The sequence below is a fragment of the Collinsella aerofaciens genome, assembly GCF_009876115.1.
Lineage (GTDB): Bacteria > Actinomycetota > Coriobacteriia > Coriobacteriales > Coriobacteriaceae > Collinsella > Collinsella aerofaciens_N.
The window spans coordinates 1-19,824 of the sequence record NZ_WWSY01000018.1 but is presented as its reverse complement, the minus strand read 5'-3'; the positions used below and the strand labels follow the sequence as shown (position 1 = coordinate 19,824).

The window sequence follows — 19,824 nt, the reverse complement described above, 5'->3', positions numbered from 1 at the left end:
CAGCAACTGCTTACTCGGAAGCAGCCTTCTCAGTCTTCCAGCCATCGACGAAGGCGTTCTTGACGCCGTCCCACTTGCTGTTGTCGGCAGCATAGGCGATCAGAGCCTGCTTGAGGTTCTTCTTCCACTCCTCAGAGGGAATGTAGACGAAGTCCCAAGCAACGGTCTTCTTGCCGTCTTTGGCCATAGCAACGGCCTGCTGCGAGAAGACGTTGGTGGTCTCCTTAGCGCTCTTGAACGGGGCGGTCAGACCCATCTTGTCAGCGATGATGCTGGTGGCGGTGTCAGAAGTGACGCACCAATACATGAAGTCCTCGGTGGCCTTCTGGGCATCCTCGGAAGCCTGGGAGCTGACGCACCAGTAGTTCTCGCCGCCGGAGCACAGGCCCTGGTTCTCCTCGCCGTCAACACCGATGTAGATCGGCAGCATGCCGAGCTGGTCGTCGGTCATACCGGCCTTGGTGAGATCAGCATAGGCCCAAGAGCCGTTCTGATAGAAGACGGCCTTGCCGGTTGCGAACTCGTTGGTGGCGTCGTCGCCGGTCTTGGAGGCAAGCTGCGAAGGATCGCAGGTGGAGTCGGTGATATACAGGTCGAAGATCTGCTTAAAGTTGTCGAGATACTCGCCCTTGATCTCGTCGTCCTCCTGGTTGTGCTCCTTCTCGAACTCGTAGTAGAGCGGGAGGTTGGCGAGGTGGGTGGTGTAGCGCCAGCTGGAAGAGTCATCCATACCGGCGGAAGTGAAGGCACCGTCAACGCCGAGCTCGTCCTTGCGGGCCTGGATGTCATCGGCGCAAGCCTTCAGCTTGTCGAAGGAGTTGATGTCCTCGGCCTTGTAGCCGGCCTTCTCGAGGAGCCCCTTGTTGTAGATGATGCCGTAGCTCTCCTGAACCCAGTCGATACCCAGATCCTTACCGTCGGACTGCAGCGCCAGGGAGTCATCGATGAGCTCACCGCGGAGCTTGGTATCGGACAGGTCGGCGCAGTAGTCCTTCCAGTTCTTAAGGCCGGTGGGGCCGTTGACCTGGAACAGCGTCGGAGCGGAGCTCTTGGACATCTCGGACTTGAGCTTCTCCTCGTAGGTGTTGGAGGCGGCGGTCACGATCTTGACCTCGACGCCCTTCTCCTTCTTGTACGCCTTGGCGATCTCCTTCCACTCCTTATCGACCTCGGGCTTGAACTGGAGGAAGTAGACCTCGGCGGCGTCACCAGAGGCAGCAGAGCCGGAGCCGGCGGAGCCACCGCAGCCCACGAGGCCCAGACCAAGAACCGCAGCCGCGGAGCCAGCGAAGCCCAGGAACTGCCTTCTGCTCATTTCGTTCTTCATTACAATCCACCCTTTCACACCGTGGCGGCACCCTTTGCCGCCGCCTTCGGAGATTGGCTCGGGGACTTTGCCCCTTTTGCTGATTTGTACAATACGCTATTTGGCTAGTTGTTTGAACAAGTATTACTAGAGCGGTAGAAAAACTTCGGTGAACGGTAATTTCAACTTGATGCTTGACAAGTTTTGTATAAACAATTATTTGTTATCGAATGCAGAGAAAACGCCCGGTCAAACCGATGCATCGTCGGTTTGACCGGGCGTTTTCGCTTTGAGGGCATAAGTCTCGTCAGGCTGCGAGCTAGCCGGCTATCGCTTGGAGTTGACGCGGTAGTGGAAGATCTCGGGATGCGTGCGGGCATGCGTGACCTCGAACAAGATGCCGTCCGAGGTGTACGACTGGCTTTCCATAACGGCGACACAGTTGTATTTGCCAAGGTCCAAGTAGCTGCAGTCCTCATCGTTGGCGAGCTCGACACTCACCGTACGGCGACTCGCCATCACCTTGACGCCGCGTTTGTGCTCCAGATAGTCGTAAATTGACCTTGCGGCGATCTCGGGCGTCAGGCCTTTGGCGATCGACTCCAGAAAATAGCCGTGGTCCACCTGGCGAGCACTACCGTTAAGGCTACGGACGCGCACCACGCGAATCAACTCCTCGCCCACCTTAAAGCCCAGGCGACGAGAGAGTTGCTCAGTGCAAATCAAATGTTCAAAGGACTTAACGTCCGTCGATGCAACGGCATTGTTGCGCTTTGCAAATTCGCCAAACGACTCGACTTCCTCGAGTGCGCCCAGCATGTCGGTTTCGCCCTTGAGCCAAATAACGCGCACGCCCTTGCCGTGTATAGGCTGCACAAACATCTGGTCGGCCAGCATGCTCAAGGCGCGTCGAACGGTATTGCGCGTGCAGCCAAACTCCGCGGTCAGCTCGGCTTCGGTTGGCAGCATCTCCTGAAACGCATAGGTCCCGTTAATGATGCGCGAACGGATCTCGCGGTAGATTCCTTCGTAAATCGCTTTTGGCATGACTTCACCTCTAATGAATATGTATGGCTAGGCACGATAGCATTTCTTGGAGTTGTTCAAACCGATTATCGGTAAAGCACGGATTATTTACCGTCGACGGTTCCCCCGAAACCCAAATCGGACCGAATCAAAACCGTCAATGCGGCAAGCAGCCAGTCCTCTACAATGAGTTCATTGTTTAAACGTTCTTGCTCGCACAGCATGTTGCACCCGGAAGGCATATTATGCTGCAGAAAATCCAACGTTTTGGCGGAGCCATGTTCGCGCCCGCCATGCTGTTTTCTATATCAGGCCTCATGGTCGGCATCTCCGCCCTCGCCACGACCGTAGACATCGTCGGTGACCTCGCCGTATACGGAACGCCCTGGTACTTTTTTTGGACCATCGTCCAACGCGGATCATGGACGGTCTTCAAGCGTCTGCCGCTCCTGTTTGCCATCGCGCTGCCCATCGGCCTTGCTCAAAAGCAACCGGCGCGCTGCTGCCTCGAGGCGCTCGCGGCCTATTTTGCCTACTGCTTCTTTTTGAGTGAAATGATCGGGATCAGCGGCAATAACCTGGGCCTCATGTATCCCTCGCCCCTGGCCCCTGCCACCGGCATCACCGTCATTGACGGCATCAAGACGCTCGACACCGGCATTATCGGACCGCTGACAGTCTCGACCATCGTCGTTGCGATCCACGACCGCTTCTACGACGCCAAGGTTCCCGATTGGCTCGGTACCTTCTCGGGCTCCTCGCTGGTCTACCTCATCAGCTTTTTTGCCGTGCTCGCCCTTGCCGCCATCTCGGCCGCCATCGTGCCCTCCGTATACGCAATGACCGAAACGCTGCGCCATGCACTTACGAGCGTCGGCCCCTTCGGCGTGGGCATCTTTGTGTTTTTGGAGCGAGCGCTCGAGCCCATGGGGCTGCACCACCTGCTCTACATGCCGATCTACTACGACAACCTGGTCATTAACGACGGCATCTACGCCACGTGGAGCAGCTTGCTCCCCATCCTCTCCCATAGCACGCGCCCCCTTAATGAGCTTGCGCCGTGGGCCGGTTTTACCGCCACCGGCTGGGTCAAGCTCTTTGGCCTTCCTGCCATCGCAGCCGCGTTCTACTCCACCGCAAAACCCGAGCGCCGCGCCGGCCTCAGGGTCATCCTTGTTCCCGCCATCATCGCCTCGGTGGTTTGCGGCGTTACCGAGCCACTCGAGTTTCTCTTTATGTTCACCCACCCCGGGCTCTTTTTGCTCTACGCCGTCTTATCGTCTTGCCTTGCCACAACCATGAATCTCTTTGGCATCGTCGGCATCTTCTCGGGCGGCCTCATGGAGATGGCAGCCTTCAACTTTATTCCGCTCATGCGCACGCATGCCGGTGCCTATCTTTTGGCGCTCGGTATCGGCCTTGCCTTTAGCCTCATCTTTTTTGTTAGTTTTCGAGCACTCATCTTGATCCATGACCTTAAGACGCCGGGCCGCGAGGATCATGTCGCCAATCGCGCGGCAATCGATCGTTTAACGAAAAGCGGCTTTGCTAAAGAGCAATCTCCCAATGACGAGGTCAATAGTCGATCCGATCAAGATCACGTCCTCGCTGAGCGGGTAATTCAGCTTTTAGGTGGCGTTGGCAATATTGTGGGCGCAACCAACTGCGCCACGCGCCTGCGCGTCGAGGTCGCAGACCCTTCCATCGTTGCAGATAACGTGTCGTTTGTCGCGGTGGGCGCCAAGGGCCTCATCATTACGGGCAAGACCGCCCAGGTGATCATCGGCATCTCCGTTCCCCGCGTTAAAGAGCATTTTGACCAGATCATGGGCCTCGAGCCGGGATTTGTGCCCACCACCTCGGCCTCCCCTGCCACCAGCCCAACCCACAAGCACGGCGATATCTGTTTCTTCGACATTGACGGCACGCTCGCGTGGCAAGACCCCAGGCTCGCCCAAGACCTTCCCGAAGACGAGCGGGACCTCTCCCCCTATCCCAACGAGGCGGTTTCGCAGGCAATCCGCGAGTTCGTCGCCAACGGCAACATGGCCTTTATCTGCACAGGGCGCACCCTCAGCTGCATCCACCCCAAACTTCTTGAGCTGCCCTGGACCGGCATCGTCTGTCTTGCGGGCGGTTACGCCGAGATCAACGGACACGCAATTCGCGATCTGTCGATGACGCCCAGTATGCTGCAGCGTCTTGCCCCCTACCTTGAGCAGTCGGGCGAGGTCATCCGCTTTGAGGGCCTCAACGGCGTCGTGCGTATGAGTGCCGATGCCCCCGATGCCCCCGGATACGCGCGCACCCTGGGCGACGCAGTCACGCAGCTGCAACATTACAGTGCCTACAAGATCTTGATGTCTACATCGCTCGCCAACCACATCGCTCAAGATAAGGCACTTGAGCCGCTGCTGTGCTTTAACGAGCTCGAACTCGAGGTAACCGAAATCTCGCCCCGCGAATGCACGAAGCGCGGGGGCATCCAGTCTGTACTCGACACCCTCGACCCCCACCACGGAACCGTATACGGCATCGGCGACGCCAGCAATGACGTCTCGCTGATGAACGCCGTCGATGTCGGTATCGCCATGGGCAATGCGCCGGACTATCTCAAAAAGCGCGCCGACTACATCACCGACTCGGTCGACAAAGATGGCGTCGTCAAGGCGCTCGAGCACTTTAGGCTTATATAAGCAGCCGGCACGCGAACGCGTCCCGTTTCCCCAAATCGCCAAAACAGACGCGCCGGCAACTCCAATGTGGCAATATGGTATCTGCACACCGCAACGATGCAACCTAAGAAAGAATGCGAGAACCCGTGTCCAGTCCGTTTACCAGCTTTTTAGCCCAGCACTTTGACCAGATCAACGACTATCTGGCCACGTTCTTTGACGGACAGGCGACCTCTGCCGATATCGAGCGCTACCTGTACGCGCCGCTCTCGGCTTTTACGGCCAACGCCGGCAAGCGCCACCGCCCGCTTATCTGCATGCTCGCCGCAACCGCAGTGGGCGGCAGCTTTGAGGGCGCCCGCAGCGCCGCGGCGGCCATCGAGCATTTCCAGTCGGGTGCGCTCATCCACGACGACATCGCCGATAACGGTCAGCTGCGCCGCGGCAAGCCCTGCATGCACCTTACCGAGGGCACGGGGCTTGCCATCAACTGCGGCGACCTGGCGCTCACCATGGTCACCAAGACGGTTCTCGACGATCCAACGCTCGAGGCAGGCGTAAAGCTGCGCGTACTTCACGAGCTCACCGAGATGATCGTCCGCACCATCGAGGGTCAGGCGCTCGACTTGGGCTGGGTCCGTGACGCACGCTTCGACATCTCGGTCGACGATTACCTGGACATGGCGACGCACAAGACCGCGTACTACAGCGGAGCGACGCCGCTTGCCACCGGAGCCATCATTGGCGGAGGCAGCGAGGAGCAAATTGAGGCGCTACGCGCCTTTGGCCTGCACACGGGCCTTGCCTTCCAGATTCAAGATGATCTGCTCAACTTGATCGGTACCAAGGAGGCCGCCAACAAGGACTTCCGCACCGACATCACCGAGGGTAAGCGCACGCTCGTCGCCGTGCACGCCCTGTCTGATAAGCGCCATCACGACGAGATTGAAGCAATCCTCTCCTCGGGCACCGAGGACCCCGCGCAGCTCGCGCGCGCCGTGGAGATCTTCCAGGAGACCGGCTCTATCGATTACGCCCACACTTATGCGCTCGACCTGACCGCCAAGGCCAAAGCGGCCATCGAGGACGTTTCGCTCGACCCGCATGCACGTGAACTGTTCCTCTCCATGGCAGATTTCTTTGTGGAGCGCCTTAACTAGCGGGGGTTATAAAACCTGTCAGCAGCGTATTTAGGCACAACTTGCTACACTGTTGAGTGCATGTTTATGCATCCCTTTGCGTTGTCTATCCGACAGACGCTCAAATAGTACGAATGGTACGCCGAAAGGGGTTCGTTCATGGAACCTATTACAACGGGCATGCAAGGAGCAGCCGTCGAGGACGTGCAGTCTCGTCTCCTGCAGCTCGGCTACACGATTGATGCCGCCGAAGTCACCGACAAGTGCTTTGGAGCCACCACTGAGCAGGCCGTCAGCACCTTCAGGCTCGACAGCGGCCTTGCTGCCGGTCATGCCGTCGATATCCCCTGCTGGAGCGCCCTTGTAGACGCTTCGTATAAGCTGGGCGACCGCACCCTCTATCTGCGCATGCCCAATTTCCATGGCGCCGATGTGCAGGCCCTGCAGCGCGCTCTCAACGTTTTGGGCTTTGCCTGTGGTGAAGACGACGGCTACTTTGGTCCGCATACCGAGGCCGCCCTGCAGCAGTTCCAGGAAAATGTCGGCCTGTTTGCCGACGGCATGGCCTTCCAGGACACCTACGCCTACATCAACCGCCTGCACCATGTGTGGGAGGGCAAGCCCTCGGTCACCGAAGCCGAGTCCCGCATCGGTTTTGCTCGCGCCGCCAACGTGCTCGAGCGCTTCCAGATTGCCGTTATCGGCGAGGACCCCATCGCACGCAGTGTTGCGTCGCGCATGTGGAATATCGCCACGGCAACGACCGACAACAGCGGCATGATGCTCTGCGACTCCGAGGTCCCAACCGACGTTGACCTGGTGCTCGAGATTGCAAGCGACGAGCTGCCCGCCGACGCCGCACCGCGCGCCACGATTGCCCTCGCCGAGTGCCACAACCTGGCCCAGCGCATCCGCACTGCCAATGTCGCCGCGCAGCAGAAGCCGGCACGCATTCGCATTGAGCTAACGGGCATGACGCGCTACAACGGCACCTTCACGGCCAGCGACGCGCAGACACTCGCCGTACGCCTGCTCGATGGCGTTTGCGATGCCCTCGCAGATTAGGTAAACTAAACGAGTTGCTTTTGGGCAACACCACACATTGGGACGTAGTTCAACGGTAGAACTCCGGTTTTTGGTGCCGGCTGTTGGGGGTTCGAATCCCTCCGTCCCAGCCATTAAAATTGAGCGCCCTGAGCCCATAACGGCTCAGGGCGCTTTCTTGTGGGCAAGCGGAGGGATTCGAACCCGCAAGGAATCTACCTATATAAGACAGACGCCCCAGGCCCATAACGACCAAGAGCGCCTTGCATCTAGAATTATCAGCCCTGTTCCGAAAAGCGAGCCGCATGCAACAACCAAGTAACCACAGGCCCCGGGAGAGCGGGGACACCGGCTTAGGTTTATCGCGAGTTCCGCACGAACAGGAGGCCACTTAATGTGGCCTCCGTCGTGAGCAGGACTGTAGAGCAGGAAACCTAAGCCGGTGTCCCCGCTCTCCCGGGGCCGGCAGAATCTAGTTGTTCAGCATGCGGTCGAAGCTTCCCGAGTCGCCATCCCGATAGTCTGCGGTCATCAGAATCTCCTGCGGAATGCGCCCGCCTTCACGTAGCACGTTGCGGAACTGCACGCGCGTAACCATGGGCAGATCCTTGATCGTCGCTGCCAGGTTCTGCGGCACGCCCTGGTTGGCAGCCGCGGGCTCGCACTCGCCGCCGGCCTTCACGCGACGCTTATGCTCGGCGAGCATGGCGCGGTACATGCCGGCATGCAGGCGAATCTCAACCACATTGGCATTGCGAGCCTGCTCGACGATGCGCGCGCCCTCGCGATCGATATCACCCACGTAGTAGACGTAGTTAAAGCGATAGCCAATCTCAGCCAGATAATCATCCAGTGCGTGCGAGACGCTCGCCTTGCAGCCGCCGCCAAAAATCACGCCGCCCACCTTGGTACCAAAGAGCTTGGCATGTTTGCGTCCGCGCAGGAGCTTGACGATCTCGTCGTAGGTATCCAGGTTCTCGACCATAATGAACGGCTTGTCGGCACCCAGCGTAAAGAAGCCCGTAAAGTGCACGGGGCGATTGGGGGCGACCTTGATCGCCTGCATGCTAATGCCCTTTTCGGTCATACGTCTGATCAGGCGCTCACCGTGCTTGCCGTCAAAAGCCTTCTCGTCGTTAAAGATCTGGTAGGCACGCTGGCGGCGCGAGGCAACCGGCGTATCGGCACCTCGGTTCTGCTCGATCCAAGCCTGGATGATTGCGATTTCCTCGGCAATCTTGCGGTTGGACATCTCGTTGTGCTGAGTGCGCTGCGGAGCCTTTTTGCCGTCCTTGCCCTCGACCTTTACGATCTGTGTCTGCTGCTCCTTGATCTTAGAGAGCGCCGTAGGCGTAGGGACAACTTTGAGCAGCTGCCTGCCTAAAACGCGGGCAAGGGCAAACGCCGAGACCTCGCCGTGGACTGCCGACTTGGGCTGCTGGGCAGCGGTATCTGCTGCGGTAGACTCCGGCTTCTTCTGAGACTTGCGCTTAGAATCGCCTTGGGAATTGCGCTCGCGCTTCGGCATAGGCGCCTGCTTCTGCGGACGATCGGACTTACTCTCCTTCGCTGGCTGGCGCTTAGGCTGCCCCGATGAAACCTCGACCTTCGCATCCTCGTCCTGCGGCGTGGTCTTCTCGGCTGCAGTCTCGGCATGGGAACTGCGGCCCCCACGATGGCGACGGCGGCGAGGCTTGCTCGACGCGCCCTGCTCCGCCTGCTCATCAGTAGGCTGCTGGCCCTTGGCCTCGGCATCAACCTCAAGCTGCGGCTCAACAGGCTTCTGTTCGCGAGCCGCCGGCTCAATGGCCTTCTCGTCCTGAGTGGCCGAAGCCGGCTCGCTCTTCTCCTGACGCCTTACGGGATACGCACGCCCCGCAAAACAACGTCCGGGACGGCATGAACCCGGAGCCTTCTTGGCCAGTTCATCGGACGCGTCAGCAGCCTCGACGGAATCCTGGACCTCGCACGCAATACCTCGCTGCTCGGCCTTAAAATGGGCACCGCGGCGACGCTTGGGCTCCTGGATCTCAGCATGCTCTTGAGTGCGAGTCGGCTCCTGCATCCCGACGGACTTTTCCTCGACGGCCTCAGCATCCGTCTCACCCTTTTGAGCAACGGCGCGACGGAAGCGCTCCTGCTGGGCGCGGCGCTGCGCATCGCGCTTGCCGCCCCCGCCAAAACCGCCGCGTCCTGCCTTGGCCGTAAAGGCACGCACGACGTTCTCATCGAGCAACTCATCGGTATCGACATGCTCACGCGGAGCAGCTTCTTCCACAGCAGGCACGTCAGCGGAATCCTCGACGACAAAATCCTCGACGGACTCGGCAGGTTGCTCCTGGGCATCGCGGATCTCGGCATTGATGGTATAGAACGCCGGGCGCCCGTTAATGCCGCTACCCTCGATCTTTGTCACGATATTTGCCGCGATAAGCTCATCGCGCATCGCCTTGGTGTCACATTCCTTATCGACGGAGCGGAAAATCTGCGCCAGCGCACTCGACTTAATCTTGAGCGCCTTGCGGCAGAGCAGGTCGTAGGCAACCAGCTTGGCACGCTCGGCAGAAAGCGACGTCTGGCTGCTCAGACGTTCAGCCAGGGCATCGACATTATTTTGGTTATCGGAATATACCGTCTTGGCCACGGGGCCCCTTTCATATGCACACATATACGTCTATATGGTACAACGCGCGCCCTTATCCACGCAAAACATCTGCGAGAACACTCGAGCGTCACCCGCTTTTGCATGAAAAAAAGACCGAGCCCGCGAAGTCGCGGGCCCGGTCTTTCCAAGTCATATAGATGTGACGTTCAACTCGTCAGGTCAACTAAGCCTTGGCGGCCTCGGCGTCGACGGGAGCCTCAGCGGCAGCGGCGCGGCCGTACTCGGCCTTGCCCATCTCGGACCACTCGGGCTCCTCGTCGGGCATGGAGCCGGCCTCCTTGCCGAAGAACTCCTTGAGGCAGTTAACGGCAACGATGAGGCCCAGGACCATCAGCAGGACGGCAAAGACGAGCTGCAGGCCCTTGGTGGCTGCGACGGAGACGGCGGCCGTGGTGGCGGTAGCCGGGATGGTACCGAAGAAACCGTAGGCCTGGACGGCGGTCATGCAGCCCATGGCGCTCTGGACCAGCGAGGTGAAGGTGCAGCAGAGCAGGAAGACGACGGGCACATAGAGCATCCAGCCCTTGCGGCCGGTGCACTTGCAGAACACGGCGAGGGTGATCATGGTCATGCCGCCGAGCAGCTGGTTGGAAGCACCAAAGAGCGGCCAGATGTTGGCATAGCCACCAAAAGCGAGGGCGAGACCAGGAAGCAAGGTAACGACCGTGGCGAACCAGGGGTTGCCGAGGACCTTCATATAGCCGGCCTTGGACTCGATGGCCAGGGCATCGTTGGTCTGGGCAAAGAACTCGGAGAACGAGGTGCGGGCGATGCGGGCGACGGCGTCGAGCGAGGTCAGGGCCAGAGCGGAGACGTTCATGGTCATAAAGACGGTAGCGAGCGTGCCGTCAACACCGAAGGCCTGCATACCGCGGGAGATGCCAGCGGCGAAGATCTGGAACGGGGTGGAAGCGACACCGGCGTTGAGGGCGCCGGTACCGGCGGTGTTCATGTCGGAGAACATGATGCCGGCGACGATGATGGCAAGGATGCCGACGAAGGACTCGACGATCATGGCGCCGTAACCGACCTTGACGGCGTCCTGCTCCTTCTCGACCTGCTTAGAAGAGGTGCCGGAAGAAACGAGGCTGTGGAAACCGGAGAGAGCACCGCAAGCGACGGAGACGAACAGGACCGGGAACATCATGCCGGAGGCAGTGGAGAAGCCGGTGAAGACCGGAGCGGTGATAGTGGCCTGACCGTTGACGCCCAGGACGACGATGCCGAGGACAGCGCAGACGATCATGACGATCATCATGATGGAAGTGAGGTAGTCACGCGGGGTCTTGAGCATCTGGATGGGCATAGCGCCAGCGAAGACCAGGTAGACCATGACGACGGCGAACCACTGGAACTTATCCAGGTAGACCGGGAACTGCATACCGACGGCGAACATGAGAACCATGAGGACCACGCCGGTGACGAACTCGGCAGCGCCGGTGAGGTTGAACTTCTTCTGGGCCCAACCAAAGGCGATAGCGACGAAGGTGAACAGGATGGAGATGGTACCAGCGCAGCCGGCGGCATAGGACTTGGTGAAGTCGATGGCACCGGTAGCAGCACCAGAAGCGTCAACGGCCGGGGTGAACATGAACGTCTTGCAGACCATGTCGGTGAAGGCGGCGATGACGATGATGCAGAACAGCCAGCAGAACAGCAGGAACAGGCGACGGCCGGTCTTGCCGATGTACTTCTCGATGAGCTGAGCGAGCGACTTGCCGTTGTTCTTCATCGAAGCGTACAGGGCACCAAAGTCGTGGACGGCGCCAAAGAAGATGCCGCCGATGAGGACCCAGAGCACGACAGGCAGCCAGCCAAAGGCCATGGCGACGATCGTACCCGTGACAGGGCCAGCACCGCAGATCGAGCTGAACTGGTGCGAGAACGCGGTGAAGGCGGAGACGGGCGAGAAGCTCTTGCCGTCCTTCATGCGCTTGGCCGGCGTGAGGGCCTCTTTGTCAACGCCCCACTTGTTGGCCAGCCAGCGGCCATAGCCCAGATAGCCGCAGGCGAGCACCGCCGCGGCCACAACCATGAGCAAAACTCCGTTCATTACATTTCCTCCTCTAAAAAGAACTTCCTAGACATAAAAAATGAGGGCCGTCGGTTGCGCTCGACGGCCCTCATCTTCATCAGCCGCCCGTTATCGTACGGGCCAGCTGTATGTGCTAACCCGCATCAGATAATTACTACGCTGATAATGTTTAGCTGATGCGTGAACATGTCTAAGAAATCCTCTTCAATCATGATGTGAACGATCCGTGCGTGTTCACATCCCCCAGTGGTTGAAAAGGAGTATGAAACTTTAGTTACCTAAAGTCAACGCAAATTTGTAATGAATTTTCAACTTTTTTGAATTTCTCGGTATAAAACGCCATTGACCTCGGACTTTACCCCACGACAGTTTTTGCATGAGAGATGCCCCTGAGAGCCGCGGGAGCCGGGCGGCGCATATGAACTTTCCTGCTCTACAGTCCTGCGCAAGACGGAAAGCACATTAAGTGCTTTCCTTTGCGTGCGGAACTCGCGATAAAGTTCATATGCGCCGCCCGGCTCCCGCGGCTCTCAGGGGCTCCCATCCCAAATGTGCGGAGCAAAGCTCCGCACACCAACTTTTTCTTTCAGCTAAAGCACGCCGGAAATTCGACGCTGGCTTGTTAACCTTGCTGGACGTTGTCGACGCCAAACCAGCCCAGAAGCTATATCGATACAGAAAGGTCCCCGGACGGAGGGGCCGGATATAAGGTTTATCGCGAGTTCCGCACGCAAAGAAGGCCACTTAATGTGGCCTTCGTCTTGCGCAGGACTGTAGAGCAGGAAACCTTATATCCGGCCCCTCCGTCCGGGGACCGCGCCGTACCAGCTACAGCGTCATGTTTGGATCGGCGTCGACGTCGAACGGCGAGATTTCACCTCGGTCGAATTTACGGCGAGCGACCTCCGCAATCATGGCTGCGTTATCGGTACAGGCAGACAAGGGCGGCACCGTTACGCGAATCCCCTGACGCCCAAGCTTCTTGATCATCATCTCGCGCAGATGCGGGTTGGCCGAGACGCCGCCACCGATGCAGTATTCCTTGCATCCGGTAGCGTGCAATGCGTTTTTGGCCTTCTTGTACTGCACGTCAAAGACAGCTGCCTCAAACGAAGCTGCCAGATCGGGCAGATGAATCGTGCGCCCGGCCTTGGTCTCCTGTTCAATGTAGAGCGTCACAGCGGTTTTAAGGCCCGAAAGCGAGAAGCGATAGTCTCCTCTGCTGTTAAGCGCACGGGGGAAATCGATCGCCTTGGGGTTGCCCGTCTCGGCCAGCTTGGAAATGATGGGGCCACCGGGATAGCCCAGACCCAACGCCTTGGCTACCTTGTCGAAGGCCTCGCCCACAGCATCGTCGAGCGTCTCACCAAGGACCTCGTAGTCGCCCCATGCCTTCACGTGCACGAGCATGGTATGCCCGCCCGAGACAAGCGTGAAGATGAACGGCGGCTTGAGGTCGGGCTGCGCCAGCAAGTTGGCAAACAGGTGCCCCTCCAGATGGTTGACGCATACGAGCGGCTTACCGGCAGCGTAGGCAAAGCCTTTGGCAAAGGCAACGCCCACCACGAGGGCGCCCACCAGGCCCGGACCCTGTGTCACGCCCACGGCGGCAAGCTCGCTGGGAGCAATGGCTCCACCCTCAAGACCAAGCGATGCTGCGGCATCCTCGAGCGCCGCATCCACGACACTCACAATCACCTCAACGTGTTTGCGCGAGGCGATCTCGGGCACCACGCCGCCAAAGCGGGCATGGAAATCAATCTGTGTCGACACCTGGTTGGCCAGCATATTGCCATCCGCATCGATAATCGCCACGGCCGTCTCGTCGCAGGAACTCTCGATAGCGAGCACTAGGCGGCGGCGCTCAATTTCGGCACGCTCTCCCTCGGAGCGCCCAGGCGCAGGCAGCGGCCATACGCGCTGCTCTGCCGCCGTCGGCTCGGGCGAAGCATTGTCGACCGGAAGCACCAGGGGCAGCGGGGCCGTCATGACGATGGCATCCTTGCCGGCACCATAGTAGCCGCGGCGCCGTCCTGCCTCGGTAAAGCCCAGAGCGTTATAGAGCGCAATCGCGCCCTCATTGCCGTCCTCGACCTCGAGCGAAGCCGTGGTGCAGCCGAGCATCTGGGCATCATAGCTCACATGCGACAGCAGCTTGCGGGCAATGCCCTCACGGCGATGTGCCGGATCGACGGCGACATCCAGAATCTGCACATCACCGTCCACGACCATACCGCCGGCAAGGCCCAGTAGCTTGCCGTCGTCGTGTGCCACCCACCAACTACGCGGCGCAGCGACGTCCTCGCCCAGTTCGGACAGGAACATGCCCGGCGTCCACGCCTCGTGTCCGGCACCTTCAAAGCAGGCAGCCTCCAGCGCGCTCGCGCCCTCGGCATCCGCCGCGCCCATGGGACGGAACTGCAGATGACGACCGGCGAGCTCATCGGCAACGCCCGTAATTCCGCTCTGCGCACTCTCGGCAAGACCAAGACGCTTGCGCTCGTTTTCCTCGGCATCCGAAAGGCGCGTGTAAATCGGCAGGACGCGGGCCGGATCGCCGTCACCCGCAGCGTGCGCGAGCAGCAAGCCCTCGCCCGAAGGCCACCACAGGTCGCGCTCCACGCAGCGGGCGGTCTCGTCCTCACCCAGCAGCTTGCCATAGCGCACGAGACCGTCACCGGTCAGCTGAACCTGGTCCCAGTCCGCTGCTCGGCGCCACTCATCGAGCGCCACGGCGGCCTTGACCACGTGTTCGCGCTCAAATTGACGCTCGGGACCCTCATCGACCAGCATATACAGCGCCGGATATACCTCACCGCGCATAGCATCGGCCAAGATACCAAGCTTGCCGCGCACGCCAGCCTTCCACGCCGTCCAAGCGCAAGCGTCGAGCGTCGACACGCCCAGCAGCGGAACATTGGCACCACGCGCGAGGCCCTTGGCAGTGGAGATGCCGATGCGCACACCCGTAAAGGACCCCGGGCCGCGACCGACCACATAGCAACCAACATCGCTGCGATCCAGACCGGCTTGAGCCAGCACGCCATCAACGGTATTCACGAGCTCAACGTTGGCGTGACGGCGACACATGTGGTCGCCACTCACGAGCTTCGTCTCGCCCGTCTGCCCATCAATCCAGCTTGCCGCGCAGGCAAGCATGTCGGTCGAGGTATCGAGCGCCACCACCAGCGCGTTGTCGTTATGCAAGCTCATCTTGTACAGCCTTATCAATCAAATGGGAAAGCTCCATTGCGCGGTCACCGTGCGCCTCAAGCGTTATCGTTCGCACATCGCTGTCGCCCTCATCACGCTTGAGCGTCACCGAAAGATACTCATCCGTCAGCTCGTCCTGGAATTGTTCGCCCCATTCCAGCAGGCAAGCACCCTCATAGCCCAGCACATCGAAAATGCCCGTATCCTCGAGCTCGTAGGCATGCTCCAGGCGGTATAGATCAAAGTGAAACAGCGGAATACGACCTTGATCGTGAACGGCCATGAGCGCAAACGTAGGACTCGTAACCATATGCCCATCGCCCAGCCCGCGCGAGACGCCCTTGGTAAAGTGAGTTTTGCCCACTCCCAGGCCACCGGTCAGGATGAGCACATCGCCGTCCTCAAGGCACGGTGCAATTAGCTCGCCAAAGTACTCCGTATCGGCAGCGCAAGTCGTTTTGTAAGTACCTACCCCCAGGCGCTCCAGGGACATATATGCTCCTTATTATTCCGAGGCGTCCTCTGGTGCGGGATGTCGCTCCAGATAATCGCCCAGCATCTTAAAGTCTTCCTCCAGCAGCTCCTGCCACGCCGGATTGCGCAGCGCTGCTGCCGGATGAAAAGTGGGCATTACTACAAAATGCCCCATCTGGTGGAACCTGCCGCGCAGCTTAGTAATGCCAATCTCGGTCTTAAGCACAAAGTGCGTCGCGGGGTTGCCGAGCGTCACGATAATATCAGGCCAGATGCTTCGAATCTGCTCACGCAAAAACGGCGAGCAAGCCAGCACTTCCTCGGGACGCGGATTGCGGTTTCCCGGCGGGCGGCACTTAAGCACGTTGGCGATATAGACGTCCTCGCGTTTGAGCCCCGCCAGCGACAAAATGCCGTTGAGGTCCTCGCCTGCCGCCCCCACAAAGGGCTCGCCCTGCAAATCCTCGTTGCGACCCGGCGCCTCACCGATAAACATGACGCGAGCGCGAGGGTTTCCCACGCCAAACACGATATTGTGACGCGACTGGTAGAGCTGGCAGAGGTGACAATCGCCCAGAACGGCCTCAATTTCCTCGAGTGCGACCTCACGTGGTGCCTGATGGGTATGGCCGGGGATGTGCATGACGCCCATAGCGGCTCCTACACGTAGACCTTGTCGAGACGCATGCCAAAGCCGCAGGCGACCTCGTAGTTAATCGTTCCGCGCAGTCGGGCCATCTCGTCCATAGTGATCTCGGCATCGCCATCGCGGCCGACAATGATCATCTCGTCACCATACTCGGCCTCGGGAATCTCGTGTGCCGGGTTGGACTGAATGGCGACCATAAACTGGTCCATGCAGATATTGCCAACCTGATGCACGCGCTCGCCGCGATACAGCACATCCATACGATTGGAAAGCGTACGCGATAGGCCATCGGCATAACCGATCGGCAGCGTGCAGATCTGAACGCGCGTACGCGGTACGCGGTAGGTAAAACCGTAGCCCACGCCCTCACCCATCGCAGGGTGTGCCACGCGCGTCACACGCGCATGGACGCTCATAACGGGATCAAGCTGCATCACGCGGCCACTCAGCTCGCACGGCTGCATGCCATACAAGCCAACGCCGGCGCGGATCATATCAAAATGCATCGAGGGATCGAGCATCGAGGACGGCGTGTTGGCGCAGTGCACGATACCGCACTCAAAACCCGCATCCTTAATGGCCTGAACGGCCTCGGTAAAGCGCTGACACTGCAGCTTGTAGTCCCAGCCCGAAGGTTCATCGGCCGTGGCGAAGTGCGTAAATACGCCGTCGCACTGAATACCGCGATGGAAATTTATACCGCGGACAAAGTCGAGCACCTGCGTGTAGTGAACGCCGATACGATTCATGCCCGTCTCGATGGCGAGATGATACTTACCCACTTTGCCCGCCGCGACGGCACATTCGCCATACGCAAGAGCAAAGTCAGACGTATAGACCGAGGGCATGATATCAAACTCGAGCAACGTCGGAATGGCCTCGATAGGCGGCTCGCTTAGGATGAGGATGGGTTTCGTAATCCCGCCCTGTCGGAGCTCAACGCCCTCGTTAACCGTCGCCACGGCAAACATGTCGGCACCGGCCGAATACATGATCTTGGCGCACTCAACAGCTCCATGACCATAAGCATCGGCCTTGACCACGCAGCACAGGCGCTGACGTGGATTCAGCAAGTTCTTATAGGCCCTCGTGTTGCGGCGGAGCGCCCCGCGGTCGATCTCGACCCAGGACCAGCGCGTCAAATCGGCTTTGTTCATGATTAGTCATCCGACCCTTCGTCCATGATTCCCAGATCTTCGAGCGCATCCTTTGCCGCCAGCTCCATGGCAGGACCGATCAAGTCGATAAGATCGGTCGCGATGACGCTCTTCTCACCATACTCCGTCGCCGCGGCAAAACCGGCGTAGCTGTGAAGTGCGACGGCGTACGAATACAGCAACTCCCAACGATCCATCTCGTCGCGCATGGTGGCAAGCGTGCCGGCCAAAATACCCGCGAGAACATCACCCGAACCGGCAGTTGCCAGAGAAGCCGGACCCGAGAGCGGCAGCAGCACACGCTCAACGCCACAGATAGCCGTCGTCGGCCCCTTGGCAATGACCACCAGATTGTCGGAGCCTGCAGCCCAGACAACCTTCTGCGCAGCCGCAATCGCGGTACCAAGGTCGTTCACCTCGTCACCGGCAACCAGACGCGAAAGCTCACGATAGTGCGGCGTCATAACCAACGGCTGCTCGCGACGATACATCTCGGGATTACTATCAATACCGTCAATGGCAATCTTAGCAAGGCAGTTGAGTGCATCGGCGTCCAAAATAAGCGGCACATCAAGCTCGAGCAAGCCCGAAACCACCTGCATAGCGCCAGCAGATGTCGTCATACCGGGACCGCACAGTACACAGCTGTACTTCTTTGCAATCTCGCACACAGTCATGCGCGCAGCGGCGCCAAAGGAGCCGCGGGAATCAGACGGAATAGCAAAGACGGGAATCGAAGGAAGTGCCATGCGAATAAGATTGGCGCAGGCGTCAGGAGCCGCGACTGCCACGTAACCAGCACCCGCGCGAGCTGCAGACTTGGCCGCCATAATGGCAGCACCAGGATATTGCGCAGATCCGGCGACAATAAGCACAGAGCCACGGGAATACTTATCGATATTCGTAGGTAGTGGAGCAAAGTAATCAACTAAGTCACCGGGCTCGACAATCTCGGCGGCGTGGTCGACATCATCGATGACCTCGTCAAGACGGTCGTAAAGATTGCCGCAGATCAAATCGCCAGCATACTCAGGGCCATCAGCGCTATACAGACCAATCTTGGGCGCAATCATCGTCACCGTATGCTCGGCACGAATGCAGTCGTCATCAACAACGCCCGTCTCGGCATTCAGGCCCGAGGGGACATCAATGGATACGACACAATCGGCGCATTCATTGACCGTAGGAATCCAGATGGAGAACGGCGCACGCAGATTCCCGTGGAAACCGGTACCAAAAATGGCATCGACAACAACATCGGCCTTATCGATCAAAACCTCGAGTTCGTCACGCGAGGGGCCGACGCAAACGTGCACATCGCGGCCGGCAGTACGACGAGCAACATGACGTGCCAGAGCAGCAGGAATCTCATCCGGCTCAACCGGAGAAACGATATCGACGTCCACACCCTTATGGCTCAGAATATCGGCGGCAACCCAACCGTCGCCGCCATTATTACCAAAACCGACCAGAACGAGAACCCGATCGGGATTGAGCTTCAAGACCTCATTGGCGGCAAACTCACCCGCTAGCTCCATAAGCTCGGCCTTCGAAGTCCCTTCGCGTTCGATGATATCCTCGAGACGAACGACTTCTTCGGTACTCAAAACCGGTTTCATCTATGCTCCTAGCGTATCTTGCGAAGCATCGCCCAGGTGCTCCGTCAATGCTGAATTCTGCAGCTGCTCAAGCTCATCTAAAACAGAGCGAGCCTCTTTAAATGTCTGCGCTACGCGTTTCTTGGTGCTCACCTTTACCTCTTTTGGCTTAGGCCGAGCATCTTCGGTAATCGCGATGGCATTCGCAACGGCTAAGTCTCCTGTAAGCGTAATGGAAAGAGCGACCTCAACAACACCCAGCTCTTGAGCGATCTCGAGAGCACGGCCCGAAAGCAGCGCCTTCGGTTTGCCGAGTTTATCACGCGTAACCGAAACATCCTTGCGACCAACGCCTTGACTAAAACCCGTGCCAAGAGCTTTAAGTACCGCCTCGCGCGAAGCAAAGCGGCTGGCATAGTGAGCAGCGGGACGCGATGATGCATCACAATACGCACGCTCTTCTTCGGTAAACACACGCCGAGCAAACGACGGCGTCTTTTCAAGAATTGATTTCATACGGGAAATCTCGACGATATCAACGCCGATACCAGCTTCAGCCATGTTCACCTCCATATCGCACAGACTAAGTTATTGTAGCCCGTTCACAGAAGATGCGACAAACGAGGGTTATAAAACACAGCTACTATGTGAGACAAAAGCCCTTAAACGCAAAAAAAGGGGAGGCCGCGAGGCCTCCCCCTTCCAAGTTCGATGACGGCTCGGTGCCGTCCACCGGTCAGCGGCGCCCTGGCCTCCCACGGGCTGACCCCGCAGTACTCTCGGCGCGATGGGGCTTAGCTTCCGGGTTCGGAACGGGACCGGGCGTGCCCCCCATGCTCTGGC

Annotated in this window: 13 protein-coding genes, 1 tRNA gene and 1 rRNA gene; 4 read left to right on the top strand and 11 right to left on the bottom strand. The window is 59.1% G+C overall.

Translation table 11 applies throughout. The annotated features are described in order from the left end of the window. Positions 1-10 precede the first annotated feature (10 nt). A complete protein-coding gene (locus GT571_RS08405; RefSeq protein ID WP_161156616.1) occupies positions 11-1,327 on the bottom strand; it encodes an ABC transporter substrate-binding protein in 1,317 nt (438 codons plus the stop codon). A gap of 306 nt (positions 1,328-1,633) precedes the next feature. After that, entirely contained in the window at positions 1,634-2,353 is a 720-nt protein-coding gene (locus GT571_RS08400) for a GntR family transcriptional regulator (protein WP_161156614.1), read from the bottom strand. A 224-nt stretch (positions 2,354-2,577) separates the two neighbouring features. On the opposite strand from GT571_RS08400, the gene GT571_RS08395 reads away from it, so the two are divergent. From GT571_RS08395 to GT571_RS08380, 4 genes are all read left to right on the top strand, one after another. Continuing rightward, positions 2,578-5,028: a PTS transporter subunit EIIC gene (locus GT571_RS08395; protein ID WP_161156612.1), complete on the top strand. Its 2,451-nt coding sequence runs from the start codon at positions 2,578-2,580 to the stop codon at positions 5,026-5,028. Between the two features lie 125 nt (positions 5,029-5,153). Beyond that, a complete protein-coding gene (locus GT571_RS08390; RefSeq protein ID WP_161156610.1) occupies positions 5,154-6,167 on the top strand; it encodes a polyprenyl synthetase family protein in 1,014 nt (337 codons plus the stop codon). A 138-nt stretch (positions 6,168-6,305) separates the two neighbouring features. Beyond that, entirely contained in the window at positions 6,306-7,211 is a 906-nt protein-coding gene (locus tag GT571_RS08385) for a peptidoglycan-binding domain-containing protein (protein WP_192934682.1), read from the top strand. Between the two features lie 38 nt (positions 7,212-7,249). Next, positions 7,250-7,324: transfer RNA gene (locus tag GT571_RS08380), tRNA-Gln, on the top strand. A gap of 338 nt (positions 7,325-7,662) precedes the next feature. Here GT571_RS08380 and GT571_RS08375 read toward each other — a convergent pair. From GT571_RS08375 to rrf, 9 genes are all read right to left on the bottom strand, one after another. Next, positions 7,663-9,834 (bottom strand): hypothetical protein, encoded by a 2,172-nt coding sequence (locus tag GT571_RS08375; RefSeq protein ID WP_161156608.1) that lies wholly within the window; start codon positions 9,832-9,834, stop codon positions 7,663-7,665. A 184-nt stretch (positions 9,835-10,018) separates the two neighbouring features. Then, the gene (locus tag GT571_RS08370) at positions 10,019-11,908 is read right to left on the bottom strand and encodes a carbon starvation CstA family protein (RefSeq protein WP_161156606.1); all 1,890 of its coding nucleotides are present in this window, start codon (positions 11,906-11,908) and stop codon (positions 10,019-10,021) included. 810 nt (positions 11,909-12,718) lie between these two features. Next, complete coding sequence (tsaD, locus tag GT571_RS08365; RefSeq protein ID WP_161156604.1) at positions 12,719-15,103, bottom strand: tRNA (adenosine(37)-N6)-threonylcarbamoyltransferase complex transferase subunit TsaD; 2,385 nt, start codon at positions 15,101-15,103, stop codon at positions 12,719-12,721. Next, complete coding sequence (gene tsaE, locus GT571_RS08360) at positions 15,090-15,596, bottom strand: tRNA (adenosine(37)-N6)-threonylcarbamoyltransferase complex ATPase subunit type 1 TsaE (protein ID WP_006235849.1); 507 nt, start codon at positions 15,594-15,596, stop codon at positions 15,090-15,092. The genes tsaD and tsaE overlap by 14 nt, the downstream gene beginning before the upstream one ends. 12 nt (positions 15,597-15,608) lie before the next feature. Further along, entirely contained in the window at positions 15,609-16,229 is a 621-nt protein-coding gene (locus tag GT571_RS08355) for a uracil-DNA glycosylase (RefSeq protein WP_006235848.1), read from the bottom strand. Positions 16,230-16,237: 8 nt separating this feature from the next. Beyond that, positions 16,238-17,383, bottom strand: coding sequence for an alanine racemase (gene alr, locus GT571_RS08350; RefSeq protein ID WP_035137770.1), 1,146 nt, complete (start codon positions 17,381-17,383; stop codon positions 16,238-16,240). Positions 17,384-17,385: 2 nt separating this feature from the next. Continuing rightward, positions 17,386-19,002 (bottom strand): NAD(P)H-hydrate dehydratase, encoded by a 1,617-nt coding sequence (locus tag GT571_RS08345; RefSeq protein WP_082222952.1) that lies wholly within the window; start codon positions 19,000-19,002, stop codon positions 17,386-17,388. Beyond that, positions 19,003-19,542 (bottom strand): holo-ACP synthase, encoded by a 540-nt coding sequence (acpS, locus tag GT571_RS08340; RefSeq protein ID WP_161156602.1) that lies wholly within the window; start codon positions 19,540-19,542, stop codon positions 19,003-19,005. It abuts the gene before it with no gap. A gap of 173 nt (positions 19,543-19,715) precedes the next feature. After that, positions 19,716-19,824, bottom strand: a 5S ribosomal RNA gene (rrf, locus tag GT571_RS08335); the annotation flags it as partial.